This window comes from Cobetia amphilecti, assembly GCF_032923285.1.
Classification (GTDB): domain Bacteria; phylum Pseudomonadota; class Gammaproteobacteria; order Pseudomonadales; family Halomonadaceae; genus Cobetia; species Cobetia amphilecti.
Window position 1 is genome coordinate 171,832 of record NZ_CP136695.1, and the last position, 20,515, is coordinate 192,346.

The 20,515-nt window shown below is 58.3% G+C and carries 5 protein-coding genes and 6 rRNA genes; 2 read left to right on the forward strand and 9 right to left on the reverse strand.

Annotation, left to right across the window (positions count from 1 at the left end):
• Positions 1-74 precede the first annotated feature (74 nt).
• The 4 genes from R1T44_RS00850 to R1T44_RS00865 form a co-directional block, all read right to left on the reverse strand.
• Positions 75-3,038: a DUF2339 domain-containing protein gene (locus R1T44_RS00850; RefSeq protein ID WP_317292392.1), complete on the reverse strand. Its 2,964-nt coding sequence runs from the start codon at positions 3,036-3,038 to the stop codon at positions 75-77.
• A 180-nt stretch (positions 3,039-3,218) separates the two neighbouring features.
• Positions 3,219-3,334 (reverse strand): 5S ribosomal RNA (rrf, locus tag R1T44_RS00855).
• A 137-nt stretch (positions 3,335-3,471) separates the two neighbouring features.
• Positions 3,472-6,358: ribosomal RNA gene (locus R1T44_RS00860) — 23S ribosomal RNA — on the reverse strand.
• Between the two features lie 243 nt (positions 6,359-6,601).
• A 16S ribosomal RNA gene (locus R1T44_RS00865) occupies positions 6,602-8,142 on the reverse strand.
• Between the two features lie 304 nt (positions 8,143-8,446).
• On the opposite strand from R1T44_RS00865, the gene R1T44_RS00870 reads away from it, so the two are divergent.
• Positions 8,447-8,683, forward strand: coding sequence for a hypothetical protein (locus tag R1T44_RS00870; RefSeq protein ID WP_317292393.1), 237 nt, complete (start codon positions 8,447-8,449; stop codon positions 8,681-8,683).
• A gap of 430 nt (positions 8,684-9,113) precedes the next feature.
• Here R1T44_RS00870 and rrf (R1T44_RS00875) read toward each other — a convergent pair.
• The 5 genes from rrf (R1T44_RS00875) to R1T44_RS00895 all read right to left on the reverse strand — a co-directional run bounded on the left by rrf (R1T44_RS00875) (position 9,114) and on the right by R1T44_RS00895 (position 19,242).
• Positions 9,114-9,229 (reverse strand): 5S ribosomal RNA (rrf, locus tag R1T44_RS00875).
• A gap of 137 nt (positions 9,230-9,366) precedes the next feature.
• Positions 9,367-12,253: ribosomal RNA gene (locus R1T44_RS00880) — 23S ribosomal RNA — on the reverse strand.
• Positions 12,254-12,496: 243 nt separating this feature from the next.
• Positions 12,497-14,037, reverse strand: a 16S ribosomal RNA gene (locus tag R1T44_RS00885).
• The 16S, 23S and 5S rRNA genes sit together here, the layout of an rRNA operon.
• A gap of 493 nt (positions 14,038-14,530) precedes the next feature.
• Entirely contained in the window at positions 14,531-17,473 is a 2,943-nt protein-coding gene (locus R1T44_RS00890; protein ID WP_317292394.1) for an FAD-binding and (Fe-S)-binding domain-containing protein, read from the reverse strand.
• Between the two features lie 62 nt (positions 17,474-17,535).
• Positions 17,536-19,242 (reverse strand): L-lactate permease, encoded by a 1,707-nt coding sequence (locus R1T44_RS00895; protein WP_043335705.1) that lies wholly within the window; start codon positions 19,240-19,242, stop codon positions 17,536-17,538.
• A 425-nt stretch (positions 19,243-19,667) separates the two neighbouring features.
• On the opposite strand from R1T44_RS00895, the gene R1T44_RS00900 reads away from it, so the two are divergent.
• Positions 19,668-20,438, forward strand: coding sequence for an FCD domain-containing protein (locus tag R1T44_RS00900; RefSeq protein WP_317292395.1), 771 nt, complete (start codon positions 19,668-19,670; stop codon positions 20,436-20,438).
• Positions 20,439-20,515 lie beyond the last annotated feature (77 nt).

Sequence of the window (20,515 nt, forward strand, 5' to 3'; positions counted from 1 at the left end):
TGCAAAAGCGCACATTCTATCGGATTCATGGGCTTGCGAGCCAAGAACAACGACCAAAGATAACGCTCTTTTCGTCAATTCCGCTCCCCGGCACGCATTCCCGCCCCCGCCAGGCGATTGAACAAGGCGGAAAGCAGCATCAGGACACTGCCCAGTCCCAGCCATGAACCTACTCGCCACAGCCCCTCAAGGGTGGCGGTATCCCATACCCCCACCTTGATCACGGTGAGGATCAGGATGCCCTGGCCGATACGCTGCCAGTGCTGCTGCCCCACCTTGGCGCCACTCACGACCAGCGCCGCCGCGACGACCAGCATCAGCACACTGTAGGCATATAGCTCCGCCTGCTCGATGCCCTGCCATAGCCCCAGCCCAGCGCCATGCCAGCAGTGACGCAAGTTGAGCGCCAACCACCATCCGGCTGACAGCAGACCGAGCACTTCACTTAGCCCGCGTATTCGTGAGCGTGTCGCGGCGCTTCCCGCATCCACGTCCGGTGCGCGTCTGGATGTCATGCGCCAGAGCATTGCGGCCCCGAGTGCAGGCAGGCCGTATGCCGGCAGAAGCCAATTGACCAGCGGCCAGCTACCGACATCCCCCGGGTGCCAGAGCGGATTGAAGATGCCCAGCACGCCGACACTCCAGAGAACCACAGCCGCTCCGCCGACCACCAGCGCCAACACGCGATACAGCTGCGTCCCTGCCCGCGCCTCAGCGTCGACACCACGAGCACGCCAGGCGTAGCTTGCCGCCACCCCGGCCAGCGCCAATACCTGCAGGGAAAGCTCCGCCAGGGTGAGGCTGCCCTCGAAGGGCTTTCCACCGGTCAACACATAGCGGATTTCCATCACCACCGTCGCGACGGCAAGCTGGACAACGGCACCTTCCAGCCAGCGCTGTGTCCGCGGGCGGTGGCGCATGCCGAGACTGGTCATGGCAACACAGGCCAATACCGGCAGCAGTATCTGCAGTGGCCAGTGCGCGATATCGGCATAGTCGTCATGCGCCATGCCATACATCAAGCGAGCCACGACACCCCACGCCAGCAAGCGTGACAGCTCAGCAAACACGGAGCGCGCCGCGGTATGCCCCTCGCGATACCAGCGCCATTCACAAGCGGTCAAACCCAACAGCTGCAACGCCAGCGCCAGGGTCAGCGATGGCCCCTCCAGCACTGCCACCAGGGCAAGGAATATCCCGGCCTGCGCCGGCAACCACAGTCCTGCGGCAAGCTGAGCGCCTTCACGCGCCTGGAAGCGCATGGCACCTGCCCAGCACACCAGCCCCCAGATCAATGGCGGTAGCCCTGTGTTGACCAGTTCTGTGTTGATCAGCCTCCCTGCATCGCTCGCCTCGGTCGTCCATGGCATGACGCCCTGCCAGAGAGCCAGAGCCCATGCCAGCAGCGGCACCATGGTCGCCAATGCCCACCAACAGGCTGCAAGCGGCCTCTCTGCTCTTTCACCCGCATCATGACGCGGTCGCCAACGCGCCAGCGACAACAGGCCGACACTCAGCATCAGCGGACTGACCATCGCGCTGCTCGACAGCGGTGCCGTCAGGGCAAGCCCCCACACCAGCAACCAGAGTCCGTTGCCAGCAACCACCATCGACCACAGCACCGCGTGGCGGCGACTAGACCAGGCAATCACCAGCATCGGCATGAGGCTAGCCAGCCACCCCCGATGCCACAGGGACACACCGGAGCCGGCCATATCGGAAGGCGCCACCAATGAGTCAAAGGAGACGCCATGCACGAGACTTCCCAGCCAGGGCAGCCAGAGTCCCAGCACGATACTCACTGAGACAAGCCCCCCGGCGAGCCAGTGCCGGCGCAGCTCAAGAGATGCGCGCCAGGGCAACCAGGTCGCAAGTGAGGTCTTCGACTGTCGCTCATCCTTTTCTGCGGCGCCCGTGGATGGCTCCCACACCTCCTCCCACAGATACCCCAACGCCAGCACGGCCAGCCAGACACCACCCACCCAGGGCAACAGCCCCACCAGCAATGTCGCGCCAGAAAAGATGCCGAAGGGCATCAACAGCAACCACCAGGCGAGCGCTCCCACCAGACCGCCCCAATACAGCCAGCTCACCGCGACCTGGCGGTACAGCACACGACACGCTGCCGCGATCACACCCGCATGCCCCAGCAATAGCAAGGTCGAGGCTTCCTGCCACTGCTGGTGAATGGGCAGCGCCAAGGGCAGAGCATATCCGCCCAACATGCCCAATGCTGCAAGCCACGGCCCATGATGCCGCGCACGCTCCAGCATCCACAGGCTCAAGGCTGCCAGCAGTACGAAGGTGACCGGCATGGACACCAGCGAAAGCAGAAAGTGACCAGCCAGCAGGCTCGCCGCGAGCACCAGACTGCCGGCACCACTGACGGCGCCGGTCAGACTCGATGACTGGGACGTACGTAGTCTCAGCCACTCGGCCAATACCGTCATGCTCAGGCCGAACCCGAGACCCAGCGCCAGCCGTACCCCCGGCCCCAGCAAGCCCTGCTCAAGGGAGTACCCGACGAGCAGGATGCCTGCCATCACCAGAGACAAGGCACCCACAAGAATCATCCAGTGTTCCTGAAGCAGCGTCAGCAGACGTGACATGCCCCCCGGCAGCACCTCTGATGCCTTTCTTGCAGGGGCTTCGCCCTGCCCCTTCTCACCTGAACGACTGGAGGCAGCGCCATGCAACAAGCGCTGAAGTAGCCGGTAGGACAGAGAGTGGCCGCCACTGGATGATGCAGTGGTCCGCGAGTCGCTGATCGATGGCGTTGCACCGGATGCTGCCAGTCCTTCCCGGGGCGGCACTTCGGCAGGCGATTTGTCCACACCCCCTTCTTGCAAGGGGGTGTGCATAACCGGAGCGCCATGAGCAGGAAGCTCGCGAGCAAGCCTGGCCTCCATATCGCGCAGTCGCTGCTCCAGCGCCTTGATGCGCAGCATGCTGAGCCACCCCATCAAGGAACCACCCAGTACCAGCAACGCCATCATGACGCCCACCAACATCAGCTCATCCATCGCCCAGCCCGTCATCGAAGAGTCGTGCTCAGAGACTACGGCATTTTGCCTGGCACCTCATGCTGTCAGTCTCTCAGCACCGTATTTGCACATTGAACGCAAAAAGCCCGACTCCCCCAGGAGTCGGGCTTTCTTTTCCTGCGCACAAAGAGAACCGCCCCTGCAGCAAGGCTGCAGGGGCGGTTCGGGATAAGTGCCTGACGATGACCTACTCTCACATGGAGAAACTCCACACTACCATCGGCGCTAAGCGGTTTCACTTCCGAGTTCGGCATGGGATCGGGTGGTTCACGCTCGCTATGGTCGTCAGGCGAAACGGTGGCATCTTGCGATGCCTGAGTCTCGAGGCTTGTGGCCTCGCGACTCGCAATATGAATCATGCTGACCGATATGTCTCGATCCTGTCGCAATCCCGGCGGTTTGCCTGCGCAAACCCCTTGGGTGTTATATGGTCAAGCCTCACGGGCAATTAGTACTGGTTAGCTCAACACATTGCTGTGCTTCCACACCCAGCCTATCAACCTTGTAGTCTTCAAGGGCCCTTCAGGAGGCGCAAGGCCTCAGGGAAGTCTCATCTTGAAGGGGGCTTCCCGCTTAGATGCTTTCAGCGGTTATCCCGTCCGAACGTAGCTACCGGGCAATGCCATTGGCATGACAACCCGAACACCAGAGGTTCGTCCACTCCGGTCCTCTCGTACTAGGAGCAGCTCTTCTCAAACTTCCGACGCCCACGGCAGATAGGGACCGAACTGTCTCACGACGTTCTAAACCCAGCTCGCGTACCACTTTAAATGGCGAACAGCCATACCCTTGGGACCGACTTCAGCCCCAGGATGTGATGAGCCGACATCGAGGTGCCAAACACCGCCGTCGATGTGAACTCTTGGGCGGTATCAGCCTGTTATCCCCGGAGTACCTTTTATCCGTTGAGCGATGGCCCTTCCATACAGAACCACCGGATCACTAGAACCTACTTTCGTACCTGCTCGACGTGTCTGTCTCGCAGTCAAGCACCCTTATGCTCTTGCACTCAATGCACGATTTCCAACCGTGCTGAGGGTACCTTCGTGCTCCTCCGTTACTCTTTAGGAGGAGACCGCCCCAGTCAAACTACCCACCATACACTGTCCTCGATCCGGATAACGGACCTGAGTTAGAACGCCAATGATGTCAGGCTGGTATTTCAAGGTTGGCTCCACCGCATCTGGCGACGTGGTTTCAAAGCCTCCCAGCTATCCTACACAGACAACATCAGCATCCAGTGTAAAGCTATAGTAAAGGTTCACGGGGTCTTTCCGTCTAGCCGCGGGTACACAGCATCTTCACTGCGATTTCAATTTCACTGAGTCTCGGGTGGAGACAGCGTGGCCATCATTACGCCATTCGTGCAGGTCGGAACTTACCCGACAAGGAATTTCGCTACCTTAGGACCGTTATAGTTACGGCCGCCGTTTACCGGGGCTTCGATCAAGAGCTTCGCGTGAGCTAACCCCATCAATTAACCTTCCGGCACCGGGCAGGCGTCACACCCTATACGTCCGCTTGCGCGTTTGCAGAGTGCTGTGTTTTTAATAAACAGTTGCAGCCACCTGGTATCTTCGACCGGTAAGAGCTTACGGAGCAAGTCCTTCACTCGAACCGGTGCACCTTCTCCCGAAGTTACGGTGCCATTTTGCCTAGTTCCTTCACCCGAGTTCTCTCAAGCGCCTTGGTATTCTCTACCTGACCACCTGTGTCGGTTTGGGGTACGGTCGCATGTGATCTGAAGCTTAGAGGCTTTTCCTGGAAGCGTGGCATCGATGACTTCCTGACCGTGGTCAGTTCGTCTCGCATCTCGACCTCAGAGGAACCGGATTTGCCTGATTCCTCGGCCTACATGCTTTCACCAGGACAACCAACGCCTGGCTCACCTAGCCTTCTTCGTCCCCCCATCGCAACCACATCCGGTACGGGAATATTAACCCGTTTCCCATCGACTACGCGTTTCCGCCTCGCCTTAGGGGCCGACTCACTCTGCTCCGATTAACGTAGAACAGAAAACCTTGGTCTTCCGGCGGGGGAGTTTTTCACTCCCCTTATCGTTACTCATGTCAGCATTCGCACTCGTGATACCTCCAGCAGACTTCTCAATCCACCTTCATTGGCTTACACGACGCTCCTCTACCGCTCATCCATAAGGATGAACCCGTAGCTTCGGTACCTGATTTAGCCCCGTTATATCTTCCGCGCAGGCCGACTCGACTAGTGAGCTATTACGCTTTCTTTAAAGGATGGCTGCTTCTAAGCCAACCTCCTAGCTGTCTGAGCCTTCCCACATCGTTTCCCACTTAATCAGGATTTTGGGACCTTAGCTGACGGTCTGGGTTGTTTCCCTTTTCACAACGGACGTTAGCACCCGCTGTGTGTCTCCCACGCTGCACTCACTGGTATTCGGAGTTTGCCTCGGGTTGGTAAGTCGGGATGACCCCCTAGCCGAAACAGTGCTCTACCCCCAGCGGTGATACGTGAGGCGCTACCTAAATAGCTTTCGAGGAGAACCAGCTATCTCCGGGCTTGATTAGCCTTTCACTCCGATCCACAGCTCATCCCAGCATTTTTCAACATACTTGGGTTCGGGCCTCCAATTGATGTTACTCAATCTTCACCCTGGCCATGGATAGATCGCCCGGTTTCGGGTCTATACCCTGCGACTGGTCGCCCAGTTAAGACTCGGTTTCCCTACGCCTCCCCTATACGGTTAAGCTCGCCACAGAATATAAGTCGCTGACCCATTATACAAAAGGTACGCGGTCACACCACGAAGGTGCTCCCACTGCTTGTACGCATACGGTTTCAGGATCTATTTCACTCCCCTCGCCGGGGTTCTTTTCGCCTTTCCCTCACGGTACTGGTTCACTATCGGTCAGCCAGGAGTATTTAGCCTTGGAGGATGGTCCCCCCATGTTCAGTCAAGGTTTCTCGTGCCCCGACCTACTCGATTTCACGTGACTCAGACTTCGACTACGGGACTATCACCCTGTATCGTCAAGCTTCCCAGCTTGTTCGTCTGTCAGTTGTCACGCTTAAGGGCTGGTCCCCGTTCGCTCGCCGCTACTTGGGGAATCTCGGTTGATTTCTTTTCCTCCGGGTACTTAGATGTTTCAGTTCCCCGGGTTTGCCTCTATAGGTTATGTATTGGCCTATAGATACTCACCTGATGGTGAGTGGGTTTCCCCATTCGGAAATCGTTGGGTCGCAGGGTATTTGCCACCTCGCCAACGCTTATCGCAGGCTATCACGTCCTTCATCGCCTCTGGCTGCCAAGGCATCCACCGTATGCGCTTAATCGCTTGACCATATAACCCCAAGGGGTCTGTCAAGGATTACGAATCTGTCGGACCTCTCCGACATATCGTTTTGATAGACATGCGCTTGGCGCACACATCTATCGTCAGCATGATTCACATTGTTAAAGAGCGGCTGTTCAGAGAACAGTGAGAAGCGCGCTCTGATGAGCACGCTTGCCACTGCCGGCTAAGCCAGCAATAAGATCAGGTAATTCGTTGTGAGCACTTGCCGCGAGCGATAGACAGTGTCGATAAGGAGGTGATCCAGCCCCAGGTTCCCCTAGGGCTACCTTGTTACGACTTCACCCCAGTCATGAACCACACCGTGGTGATCGCCCTCCCGAAGGTTAGGCTAACCACTTCTGGTGCAGTCCACTCCCATGGTGTGACGGGCGGTGTGTACAAGGCCCGGGAACGTATTCACCGTGGCATTCTGATCCACGATTACTAGCGATTCCGACTTCATGGAGTCGAGTTGCAGACTCCAATCCGGACTGAGGCAAGCTTTATGGGATTGGCTCCACTTCGCAGTATTGCAACCCTTTGTACTTGCCATTGTAGCACGTGTGTAGCCCTACCCGTAAGGGCCATGATGACTTGACGTCGTCCCCACCTTCCTCCGGTTTGTCACCGGCAGTCTCCTTAGAGTTCCCGACATTACTCGCTGGCAAATAAGGATAGGGGTTGCGCTCGTTACGGGACTTAACCCAACATTTCACAACACGAGCTGACGACAGCCATGCAGCACCTGTCTCAGAGTTCCCGAAGGCACCAATCCATCTCTGGAAAGTCCTCTGGATGTCAAGGGTAGGTAAGGTTCTTCGCGTTGCATCGAATTAAACCACATGCTCCACCGCTTGTGCGGGCCCCCGTCAATTCATTTGAGTTTTAACCTTGCGGCCGTACTCCCCAGGCGGTCAACTTATTGCGTTAGCTGCGCCACTAAGTCCTCAAGGGACCCAACGGCTAGTTGACATCGTTTACGGCGTGGACTACCAGGGTATCTAATCCTGTTTGCTACCCACGCTTTCGCACCTCAGTGTCAGTGTCAGTCCAGAAGGCCGCCTTCGCCACTGGTATTCCTCCCGATCTCTACGCATTTCACCGCTACACCGGGAATTCTACCTTCCTCTCCTGCACTCTAGCCAAGCAGTTCCAGATGCCGTTCCCAGGTTGAGCCCGGGGCTTTCACACCTGGCTGACTTAGCCACCTACGCGCGCTTTACGCCCAGTAATTCCGATTAACGCTTGCACCCTCCGTATTACCGCGGCTGCTGGCACGGAGTTAGCCGGTGCTTCTTCTGCGAGTGATGTCTTCCCTCGGGAGTATTAATCCCAAGGCGTTCTTCCTCGCTGAAAGTGCTTTACAACCCGAAGGCCTTCTTCACACACGCGGCATGGCTGGATCAGGCTTTCGCCCATTGTCCAATATTCCCCACTGCTGCCTCCCGTAGGAGTCTGGGCCGTGTCTCAGTCCCAGTGTGGCTGATCATCCTCTCAGACCAGCTACGGATCGTCGCCTTGGTGAGCCATTACCTCACCAACAAGCTAATCCGACATGGGCTCATCCGATAGCGCAAGGTCCGAAGATCCCCTGCTTTCTCCCGTAGGACGTATGCGGTATTAGCCTGAGTTTCCCCAGGTTGTCCCCCACTATCGGGCAGATTCCCATGCATTACTCACCCGTCCGCCGCTCGACGCCTCCTAGCAAGCTAGGATCGTTTCCGCTCGACTTGCATGTGTTAAGCCTGCCGCCAGCGTTCAATCTGAGCCATGATCAAACTCTTCAGTTGAAAGCTTGATAGTCTGTTAAGCAGACCAAACTTGGTTCAGAGTCAAACTTCTCGTGAGAGGCTTGCTCCGATATTTGGTGACCTTGTCACCACTCATCGGCAAGCGCTCACACGAATTACCTGATCAAATTTTTAAAGAGCGTCGCCGTTAAGCGAGGAGGCATATTCTACCCGGAACGCTTGAGAAGTCAAGCACTTGATGATGAGTCAGTCGACTGCCTCTAAGCATCATCAAGCGGTGAGGAGCATTGCTCGATCACCTGTTCGGTAAGGAGTGCGGCGTATTCTAGCGAATCGCCCGGGATTGTCAATCGATGACTTCGAAGCGGACTTCAAAAACCTCAAGCAAAACAATCACCTGCAAACCTCTTTCACCGCTGGTAACGCCATGCGTCCCCGGCAGCGGATGCGTACTTTACGCACGAACCGCCGTGAGGGCAAGGGCTTTTTGAAGATCAGGCCAGATTTCGCCTTTACACCCCTGATTCTGGCACCTGGAGCACTCCAGCCAGCCGATCTCTGGCAACAAGACTCGTCTTGAGCACCCTTTTCTTCACCTGGCGGCGCACGCAAAAAACACGGTCTTGCGCATAAAAAACATCCTGAATGACACCACTCCCGACCCAGACATGATGGAAATGAGCATCCCTCTGATGAACTCCGACGCCGACAGACCCATGCGAGGTGCCTCAAGCCGCACAAAAAACGCCCCCACAACAAAAGCTGCAGGGGCGTTTCTTGGCAAAACCAGGGATAAAGAAAAAGCGCACATCATTTTTCGTCAATGACAGAACCATCACAACACGATGATGAGCCAAAGACTTTCTTCCTGTGCAGCCTGGGAAGGTTATCTCTCGCACCACTTTTCCATGCACGTCTTTCTGCACACGGCTTTTCTATTGCGCCAGTTTTTCCTGAGCACAAAGAGAACCGCCCCTGCAGCAAGGCTGCAGGGGCGGTTCGGGATAAGTGCCTGACGATGACCTACTCTCACATGGAGAAACTCCACACTACCATCGGCGCTAAGCGGTTTCACTTCCGAGTTCGGCATGGGATCGGGTGGTTCACGCTCGCTATGGTCGTCAGGCGAAACGGTGGCATCTTGCGATGCCTGAGTCTCGAGGCTTGTGGCCTCGTGACTCGCAATATGAATCATGCTGACCGATATGTCTCGATCCTGTCGCAATCCCGGCGGTTTGCCTGCGCAAACCCCTTGGGTGTTATATGGTCAAGCCTCACGGGCAATTAGTACTGGTTAGCTCAACACATTGCTGTGCTTCCACACCCAGCCTATCAACCTTGTAGTCTTCAAGGGCCCTTCAGGAGGCGCAAGGCCTCAGGGAAGTCTCATCTTGAAGGGGGCTTCCCGCTTAGATGCTTTCAGCGGTTATCCCGTCCGAACGTAGCTACCGGGCAATGCCATTGGCATGACAACCCGAACACCAGAGGTTCGTCCACTCCGGTCCTCTCGTACTAGGAGCAGCTCTTCTCAAACTTCCGACGCCCACGGCAGATAGGGACCGAACTGTCTCACGACGTTCTAAACCCAGCTCGCGTACCACTTTAAATGGCGAACAGCCATACCCTTGGGACCGACTTCAGCCCCAGGATGTGATGAGCCGACATCGAGGTGCCAAACACCGCCGTCGATGTGAACTCTTGGGCGGTATCAGCCTGTTATCCCCGGAGTACCTTTTATCCGTTGAGCGATGGCCCTTCCATACAGAACCACCGGATCACTAGAACCTACTTTCGTACCTGCTCGACGTGTCTGTCTCGCAGTCAAGCACCCTTATGCTCTTGCACTCAATGCACGATTTCCAACCGTGCTGAGGGTACCTTCGTGCTCCTCCGTTACTCTTTAGGAGGAGACCGCCCCAGTCAAACTACCCACCATACACTGTCCTCGATCCGGATAACGGACCTGAGTTAGAACGCCAATGATGTCAGGCTGGTATTTCAAGGTTGGCTCCACCGCATCTGGCGACGTGGTTTCAAAGCCTCCCAGCTATCCTACACAGACAACATCAGCATCCAGTGTAAAGCTATAGTAAAGGTTCACGGGGTCTTTCCGTCTAGCCGCGGGTACACAGCATCTTCACTGCGATTTCAATTTCACTGAGTCTCGGGTGGAGACAGCGTGGCCATCATTACGCCATTCGTGCAGGTCGGAACTTACCCGACAAGGAATTTCGCTACCTTAGGACCGTTATAGTTACGGCCGCCGTTTACCGGGGCTTCGATCAAGAGCTTCGCGTGAGCTAACCCCATCAATTAACCTTCCGGCACCGGGCAGGCGTCACACCCTATACGTCCGCTTGCGCGTTTGCAGAGTGCTGTGTTTTTAATAAACAGTTGCAGCCACCTGGTATCTTCGACCGGTAAGAGCTTACGGAGCAAGTCCTTCACTCGAACCGGTGCACCTTCTCCCGAAGTTACGGTGCCATTTTGCCTAGTTCCTTCACCCGAGTTCTCTCAAGCGCCTTGGTATTCTCTACCTGACCACCTGTGTCGGTTTGGGGTACGGTCGCATGTGATCTGAAGCTTAGAGGCTTTTCCTGGAAGCGTGGCATCGATGACTTCCTGACCGTGGTCAGTTCGTCTCGCATCTCGACCTCAGAGGAACCGGATTTGCCTGATTCCTCGGCCTACATGCTTTCACCAGGACAACCAACGCCTGGCTCACCTAGCCTTCTTCGTCCCCCCATCGCAACCACATCCGGTACGGGAATATTAACCCGTTTCCCATCGACTACGCGTTTCCGCCTCGCCTTAGGGGCCGACTCACTCTGCTCCGATTAACGTAGAACAGAAAACCTTGGTCTTCCGGCGGGGGAGTTTTTCACTCCCCTTATCGTTACTCATGTCAGCATTCGCACTCGTGATACCTCCAGCAGACTTCTCAATCCACCTTCATTGGCTTACACGACGCTCCTCTACCGCTCATCCATAAGGATGAACCCGTAGCTTCGGTACCTGATTTAGCCCCGTTATATCTTCCGCGCAGGCCGACTCGACTAGTGAGCTATTACGCTTTCTTTAAAGGATGGCTGCTTCTAAGCCAACCTCCTAGCTGTCTGAGCCTTCCCACATCGTTTCCCACTTAATCAGGATTTTGGGACCTTAGCTGACGGTCTGGGTTGTTTCCCTTTTCACAACGGACGTTAGCACCCGCTGTGTGTCTCCCACGCTGCACTCACTGGTATTCGGAGTTTGCCTCGGGTTGGTAAGTCGGGATGACCCCCTAGCCGAAACAGTGCTCTACCCCCAGCGGTGATACGTGAGGCGCTACCTAAATAGCTTTCGAGGAGAACCAGCTATCTCCGGGCTTGATTAGCCTTTCACTCCGATCCACAGCTCATCCCAGCATTTTTCAACATACTTGGGTTCGGGCCTCCAATTGATGTTACTCAATCTTCACCCTGGCCATGGATAGATCGCCCGGTTTCGGGTCTATACCCTGCGACTGGTCGCCCAGTTAAGACTCGGTTTCCCTACGCCTCCCCTATACGGTTAAGCTCGCCACAGAATATAAGTCGCTGACCCATTATACAAAAGGTACGCGGTCACACCACGAAGGTGCTCCCACTGCTTGTACGCATACGGTTTCAGGATCTATTTCACTCCCCTCGCCGGGGTTCTTTTCGCCTTTCCCTCACGGTACTGGTTCACTATCGGTCAGCCAGGAGTATTTAGCCTTGGAGGATGGTCCCCCCATGTTCAGTCAAGGTTTCTCGTGCCCCGACCTACTCGATTTCACGTGACTCAGACTTCGACTACGGGACTATCACCCTGTATCGTCAAGCTTCCCAGCTTGTTCGTCTGTCAGTTGTCACGCTTAAGGGCTGGTCCCCGTTCGCTCGCCGCTACTTGGGGAATCTCGGTTGATTTCTTTTCCTCCGGGTACTTAGATGTTTCAGTTCCCCGGGTTTGCCTCTATAGGTTATGTATTGGCCTATAGATACTCACCTGATGGTGAGTGGGTTTCCCCATTCGGAAATCGTTGGGTCGCAGGGTATTTGCCACCTCGCCAACGCTTATCGCAGGCTATCACGTCCTTCATCGCCTCTGGCTGCCAAGGCATCCACCGTATGCGCTTAATCGCTTGACCATATAACCCCAAGGGGTCTGTCAAGGATTACGAATCTGTCGGACCTCTCCGACATATCGTTTTGATAGACATGCGCTTGGCGCACACATCTATCGTCAGCATGATTCACATTGTTAAAGAGCGGCTGTTCAGAGAACAGTGAGAAGCGCGCTCTGATGAGCACGCTTGCCACTGCCGGCTAAGCCAGCAATAAGATCAGGTAATTCGTTGTGAGCACTTGCCGCGAGCGATAGACAGTGTCGATAAGGAGGTGATCCAGCCCCAGGTTCCCCTAGGGCTACCTTGTTACGACTTCACCCCAGTCATGAACCACACCGTGGTGATCGCCCTCCCGAAGGTTAGGCTAACCACTTCTGGTGCAGTCCACTCCCATGGTGTGACGGGCGGTGTGTACAAGGCCCGGGAACGTATTCACCGTGGCATTCTGATCCACGATTACTAGCGATTCCGACTTCATGGAGTCGAGTTGCAGACTCCAATCCGGACTGAGGCAAGCTTTATGGGATTGGCTCCACTTCGCAGTATTGCAACCCTTTGTACTTGCCATTGTAGCACGTGTGTAGCCCTACCCGTAAGGGCCATGATGACTTGACGTCGTCCCCACCTTCCTCCGGTTTGTCACCGGCAGTCTCCTTAGAGTTCCCGACATTACTCGCTGGCAAATAAGGATAGGGGTTGCGCTCGTTACGGGACTTAACCCAACATTTCACAACACGAGCTGACGACAGCCATGCAGCACCTGTCTCAGAGTTCCCGAAGGCACCAATCCATCTCTGGAAAGTCCTCTGGATGTCAAGGGTAGGTAAGGTTCTTCGCGTTGCATCGAATTAAACCACATGCTCCACCGCTTGTGCGGGCCCCCGTCAATTCATTTGAGTTTTAACCTTGCGGCCGTACTCCCCAGGCGGTCAACTTATTGCGTTAGCTGCGCCACTAAGTCCTCAAGGGACCCAACGGCTAGTTGACATCGTTTACGGCGTGGACTACCAGGGTATCTAATCCTGTTTGCTACCCACGCTTTCGCACCTCAGTGTCAGTGTCAGTCCAGAAGGCCGCCTTCGCCACTGGTATTCCTCCCGATCTCTACGCATTTCACCGCTACACCGGGAATTCTACCTTCCTCTCCTGCACTCTAGCCAAGCAGTTCCAGATGCCGTTCCCAGGTTGAGCCCGGGGCTTTCACACCTGGCTGACTTAGCCACCTACGCGCGCTTTACGCCCAGTAATTCCGATTAACGCTTGCACCCTCCGTATTACCGCGGCTGCTGGCACGGAGTTAGCCGGTGCTTCTTCTGCGAGTGATGTCTTCCCTCGGGAGTATTAATCCCAAGGCGTTCTTCCTCGCTGAAAGTGCTTTACAACCCGAAGGCCTTCTTCACACACGCGGCATGGCTGGATCAGGCTTTCGCCCATTGTCCAATATTCCCCACTGCTGCCTCCCGTAGGAGTCTGGGCCGTGTCTCAGTCCCAGTGTGGCTGATCATCCTCTCAGACCAGCTACGGATCGTCGCCTTGGTGAGCCATTACCTCACCAACAAGCTAATCCGACATGGGCTCATCCGATAGCGCAAGGTCCGAAGATCCCCTGCTTTCTCCCGTAGGACGTATGCGGTATTAGCCTGAGTTTCCCCAGGTTGTCCCCCACTATCGGGCAGATTCCCATGCATTACTCACCCGTCCGCCGCTCGACGCCTCCTAGCAAGCTAGGATCGTTTCCGCTCGACTTGCATGTGTTAAGCCTGCCGCCAGCGTTCAATCTGAGCCATGATCAAACTCTTCAGTTGAAAGCTTGATAGTCTGTTAAGCAGACCAAACTTGGTTCAGAGTCAAACTTCTCGTGAGAGGCTTGCTCCGATATTTGGTGACCTTGTCACCACTCATCGGCAAGCGCTCACACGAATTACCTGATCAAATTTTTAAAGAGCGTCGCCGTTAAGCGAGGAGGCATATTCTACCCGGAACGCTTGAGAAGTCAAGCACTTGATGATGAGTCAGTCGACTGCCTCTAAGCATCATCAAGCGGTGAGGAGCATTGCTCGATCACCTGTTCCGTAAGGAGTGCGGCGTATTCTAGCGAATCGCCCGGGATTGTCAATCGATGATGTCGAAGCGGACTTCAAAACATCAAGTAAAACAATCACCTGCAAACCTCGTTCACCGCTGGCAACGCCATGCGTCCCCGGCAGCGGATGCGTACTTTACGCACGAACCGCCGTGAGGGCAAGGGCTTTTTCAAGAGATTGTCATCAGGGTGTCATGCATCTCGAACACCACCCATCACCTTGGTGCCGATGCTCTATCGACCAGACCGAGAATCGATTGATAGCTGAGCCCGGAGTGCTCACTCAGCCCTATTTCGCAGGTGCGCGAGTTGGAAACCCCGTAGTCGCAATCGACCACTACCTCCTTCAGCCCCTTCAATGCCGAGGCATTGAGCTCCGGTGTACTGAAGCCCTTGTCGCCGGCGAAGCCGCAGCAGGTGATCTCTTCCGGCACGACGACTTCACTGGCGCACTGCCGCGCCAGCGCCACGAACTGCTCTGCCAGCCCCATGCGGACACTGGAGCAGGTGACATGCACCGCGACTCTCGCCTTGAGCGGTGTGATCGAGAGATAGGGCAATAGATAGTCGAGCACCAGCTGCACCGGCTCGACCAGAGTCAGCGACACCTCGAGATGCTCGCGCGCATAGGCCTGAGCCTGTGCCAGGCACGGACTGGTATCACAGAAGATCGGCAGCCGTCCGCCGTCACTCGCCTCCACCAGCGCCGTTGCCAACTCGGCGGCCTTGGCATCTCCCGCCTCGAACTGCCCCTTGGACTGGAAGGCCATGCCACAGCACAGCACCTCCACCCCTTTCGGCAGCACGACCTCGAAGCCTGCCTTGTCCATCAAGGCCAGCGCCATCTCCGTGACACTGCGCGGATCTCGATCAGCAGCAGCGACCCCGAAGACACGCGTGGCGCAGGACGGGAAGTAGACGACATGCCCATTGGGCGCTGCACTGCGCCCCAGTGGCTGTGCGAGATGCTTGAGATAATCACGCGGAGCGGCGGCCGGCATGCTGGGAGTCCATTGCTGCACCCTGTCGCCGGACACCTTGCGAGCAGCCTGGGTCAGGCGGCGCATGTTGCGCGTGCCGACGGCGCCATGCAGCCCATCCGCCAGCCTGAGCACGCCACGCATGCCACTGGTGACCCGAGTGAAGTGCTCACCGGCCCAATGCGCCACCTTCATCTTGCCTGGATGATCGGCACCGGCGTTCTCCTCATGACGCAGCCCCCGGATCAGATCACCGGTATTGATACCGACCGGACACTGGGTCGCACACAGGCCATCGCCCGCACAGGTCTCCATGCCCTGATAGGCGTATTCCTTCCTGAGCACTGCCAGCTGGTCGCGCTGTGCATCATCCGGTGCCTCGAGCGCAGCCAGGCGTGCGATCTCCCGTCGGATGACGATGCGCTGGCGCGGCGTCAGGCTCAGGTTCTTCGACGGACAGACCGACTCACAGAATCCGCACTCGATGCAGCGGTCCACCAGCGGGTCCGCCGCCGGCAATGGCTTGAGGTTTTCCAGATGCAGGCGAGGATTGCGCGTCAGGATCACTTCCGGGTTGAGCAGGTTGTCCGGATCAAAGGCCTCCTTGATACGCCACATCAGGGCATAGGCATCCTTGCCCCACTCAAGCTCTACATAAGGCGCCATGTTGCGACCGGTGCCATGCTCGGCCTTGAGCGAGCCACCATATTCCTGCCCCACCAGCTGCGCGACGTCATCCATCAGCGCCTGATAGCGCGCCACCTCGCCTTCGCGCTCGAAGCCCTGCGGGAAGACGAAGTGAAGATTGCCCTCCAGCGCGTGGCCAAACAGGATCGCCTGGGAGTAACCATGCCGCTGGAAGACCTCCGTCAGCGCACCGACGCCTTCCGCCAGCCGCTCGATGGGGAAGGCGACATCCTCGATGATCACGGTGGTCCCCAAGTCACGCACTGCACCGACCGCCGGGAACAGCCCCTTGCGGATCTTCCAGTACAGCGCATAACGCTGCGCATCCTGAGTGAAGGCCCACGACTCGCAGGTCTCGATGCCTTCCAGCACGCGGGCAACCTCGGCCATGCGCGCCTCCAGCTCCTGATGATGCGCGCCCCGCACATCCACCAGCAGCGCGACCGCCTCTTCCGGCAGGGTGCGCAACACGTCCGGCATGCCCGGTGCGTCCTCCACGGAGCGCAGCGCCGCACGGTCCATCAGCTCCACCGCCGCGACCGGCGCCGTCTTCAGCAACATGGTGGCGCGACAGGCCGCATCGATATTCGGGTAGTACACCAGCGCCGCCGCCTTGTGCGGCTCCTCGATCACGGTGCGATAGGTAATGGAGGCGATGAAACCCAGCGTGCCTTCCGAACCGATCATCAGATGCTTGAGGATCTCGAGACCATCGGCATAGTCGACCAGCGCATTGAGGCTATAGCCGGTGGTGTTCTTGAGCCGGTACTTGTGGCGGATGCGCTCGGCCAGCTCAGGGTCGGCGCGCACACTGGCCGCCATGCGCTCCAGCTCCGCCAGCAGACCACCATGACTGGCGCGAAAGGCCTGCACGCTCTCCGGCGAGGCCGTATCCAGGCAGGTGCCATCGGCGAGAATGACGCGCAGGTCCTCGACGGTGCGATAACTGTTGTGTGCCGTGCCGCAGCACATACCGGACGCATTGTTGGCCGCGATGCCGCCGATCATGCAGCTGTTGATCGAAGCCGGGTCCGGGCCGATCTTGCGCCCGAAGGGTGCCAGCAGCTGATTGGCACGCGCCCCGATCACCCCCGGCTGCAGGCAGATGCGACTGCCCTGCTCCAGCACCTGTGCCCCTCGCCACTCACCGCCCAGCTGGATGAGCACCGAATCCGTCAGCGCCTGGCCGGACAGTGACGTCCCTGCCGCACGGAAGGTCACCGGCAACTTGCGCGCCCGGCACTCGCACAACACATACCCCAGCTCCTGCTCGTCATGCACCCTCACCACCAGCTGCGGCACCAGCCGATAGAAGCTGGCATCCGTGCCGTAGGCCAGGGTGCGCAGCGGATCATGGATCAGGCGCTCACCGGGAATGTGCTGCGCCAACGCCTCGCGCAGGGCTTCATAGGCAGCGGCACGCGCCTGGGGTGAGGCATGCCCGCCCATGGCAGGGTGAGAAGTGGAGTCAGGGGCAGCAGCGGCGGTCATGGCCAGTCTCTTTATCAGTCAGTCAGGATGTCTTTCAGGGTATCAGTCAACACGGATCACGCTTACGGCAGCAGCGGATCACTCAGACCCACCAGGTGGAACGCCAACATGCCCAGCACGCCGGAGGCCAATAGATAGTAGGCGGTCGGAATCGCCGTCATGCGCAGGGTACGACCCTCACGCCCCAGCAGACCGACGGTCGCCGAGGCCGCCACGACGTTGTGGATGGCGATCATGTTGCCGGCCGCGGCCCCGACCGCCTGTAGCGCCACCATCAGCGCTCCCGACAGCCCGAGCTGGGCGGCGACGTTGAACTGGAACTGGGACAGCATCATGTTGGAGACCGTATTGGAGCCGGCGATGAAGGCGCCCAGCGCGCCGATGCCCGAGGCGAACAACGGATAGGCCTGACCGAGGCTATCTGCCACCACGTCCGCCATCACCACCGGCATGGACGCCAGGTCGTTCAGATTGACGCCGGAGTTGATCAGGATGCGCACCATCGGAATGGTGAACACCAGCACGAAGCCGGCGCCGACCAGTGTGCGCCAGGATTCGCTGGCCGCCGCCACCAGCTGGCGAGAGGCCATGCGATGCAGCAGCAGCGTGATCAGCGCCACGAAGACCATGATGCCGCCAGGCAGATAGAGCGGCTGTATCGCGCCGGAGATACCGCTGGCACCCAGCAGGTCAGTGGCACTGAATTGCACGCTGACCAGCCAGCCCTTGAAGTCACTCGATACGCGTGAGGCGACCAGCAGCAGCGCGATCAGCCCATAGGGCAACCACGCCAGCCACAGAGGCAGCGGCTTTCTGCCCGCCGCGGCGGCCTCGACATCATCACGCTCCAGCGTCAGGTCACCCAGCCAATGCCTGGGCCACTCGGCCTCGGGCGGAAAATCCCAGCTGTCCTTCGGCAGTAGAAAGCCGGCACGCGCCGCTGGCACCACGAGGATCAAGCCGACCAGAGCGCCGATCAGTGACGGGAACTCCGGGCCGAGGAAGATACCCGCCGCCACGTAGGGCAGCGTGAAGCACAGGCCGGCGAACAGCGCGAACGGCGCAATCGACAGCCCCTCGCTCCAGCTTTTCTTCGCGCCGAAGAAGCGCGTCATCATCACGGTCATGAACAGCGGCATCAGCAGGCCGACGATGCCATGCACGATGGCGACCTCCGAGGTGATCAGCTGCATGAAGGCCTCCCAGCTGGAATGGTTCGCCAGTAGCTGCTCACCGAGATTGGCCTTGTCGAGGCCAGCATTCACGCCGATCACGATCGGCGTGCCCACCGCCCCGAATGATACCGGCGTCGACTGGATCATCATGCCCACCATCACCGCCCCCAGCGCCGGGAAGCCGATGGCGACCAGCAACGGCGCCGCGATGGCCGCAGGCGTACCAAAGCCGGAAGCCCCCTCGATGAAGCTGCCGAACAGCCAGGCGATGATGATGGCCTGTACGCGACGGTCGGGACTGACGGTGGTGAAGGCGCCGCGGATCACCGCGATCGCCCCGGAATGCTTGAGCGTATTGAGCAGGAAGATGGCGCCGAAGATGATCCACAGTACCGAGACGGTCACCATCAGCCCTTGCAGCGTGGAGGCCAGAATGCGCGTCAGCGACATCTGCCACACGAAGTAGCCGATGGCAGCGGTGACGAGAAAGACCAATGGCATGGCGCGACGCGCGGGCCATTGCAGACCGACGAGCAGGATGCCCGCCAGCAGGATAGGGGTGAAGGCCAGCAAGGCCAGCAGTGGCTCGGACATGACGGAAACTCCGCAGGCGAATTGTTGTGATTGTTGTCTGGCACGGCAGTGAAGGACTCGGGGGTTGGCGCACCCTTGGGTCAGGCCTTCCGATAAATTGGTCTTACCAATTTACCCTGCTGTGCTTCGGCATAATCTAGGCTTCGCCTCGAAAGGGGTCAAACATCATGTAGCACAAGGTATCTAGACATTGGTCAAAGAAGCTTCATTGCGTAAAATTGGTCTTACCAATTATTGATAGCACTCATCTCCCACGCGAGGCGTGGTTATCACACATATTGGTAAGACCAATGTCGGCTGTGGCGTGGAATGCCCACGGGCCACACTGATCATCGGCAGCGCCGCAAGCGCCCCTCTCTTGCATGCCGCACACCGGCATTCCAGCGTTCGGCGCCGCCTTTCACCTTTGCCGCAAGGACACTTCCATGCGTTACGCCCCCGTCCGCCAACCCCGTATCGCCGATGTACTCACCGAGCGCCTCGAAAGCATGATCATCGAAGGCAGCCTGAAACCCGGCGAGCGCCTGCCACCGGAGCGCACCCTGGCCGAGCAGTTCGAGGTCTCGCGCCCCTCCGTGCGGGAGGCCATCCAGAAGCTGGCAGCGCGCGGACTGCTGACCTCACGCCAGGGCGGCGGCACCTATGTCTCTGAAGAGCTGGCGCGCGCCTGGTCGGACCCGCTCAGCGCGCTGCTGGGTCGCCACGGCGAGTTCAATCTCGACCTGCTGGAATTTCGCGATGCGCTGGAGGGCATCAGCGCCTACTACGCCGCCATGCGCTCCACCCCTGCCGACAAGGCAATGCTGCGCCAGCGCTTCGAGGACCTGGAGAAGAGCTTCGAGGGACGTGACCCGGAGCGCGAGGCCGGTGCCGATGCCGCCTTCCACCTCGCCATCGCCGAGGCCGCGCACAACGTGGTGCTGCTGCACTCGATGCGCAGCCTGTTCCAGTTGCTGGAGAAGAGCATCGTGGCCAACCTGCGCCACCTGTTCGAGAAGCCGGAATCACGCCCGCGCCTGATCCAGCAGCACCGCAGCCTGTTCGAGGCGATCATGGAAGGCCGCGCCGAAGATGCACGCAACGCCGCCCATGAGCATCTGGTATTCGTCGAGGATTCGCTGCTGGAACTGGAACGCGCCGAGACTCGTGCCCAGCGCGCCTTGCGCCGTGCCCAGGCGGCGCCGGATGGCGCATGACGCTCAGTCATGACGCTCTGGCTGAATATGAAGTTCCGGATATGCAGTGCTTGAGATGAGGGCCTGAACATGAAGGC

Bases quoted from the DNA above. Each gene is read 5' to 3' on its own strand.
- R1T44_RS00890 (WP_317292394.1), bottom strand. From the start codon at position 17,473: ATGACCGCCGCTGCTGCCCCTGACTCCACTTCTCACCCTGCCATGGGC.
- R1T44_RS00850 (WP_317292392.1), bottom strand. From the start codon at position 3,038: ATGACGGGCTGGGCGATGGATGAGCTGATGTTGGTGGGCGTCATGATG.
- R1T44_RS00900 (WP_317292395.1), top strand. From the start codon at position 19,668: ATGCGTTACGCCCCCGTCCGCCAACCCCGTATCGCCGATGTACTCACC.
- R1T44_RS00895 (WP_043335705.1), bottom strand. From the start codon at position 19,242: ATGTCCGAGCCACTGCTGGCCTTGCTGGCCTTCACCCCTATCCTGCTG.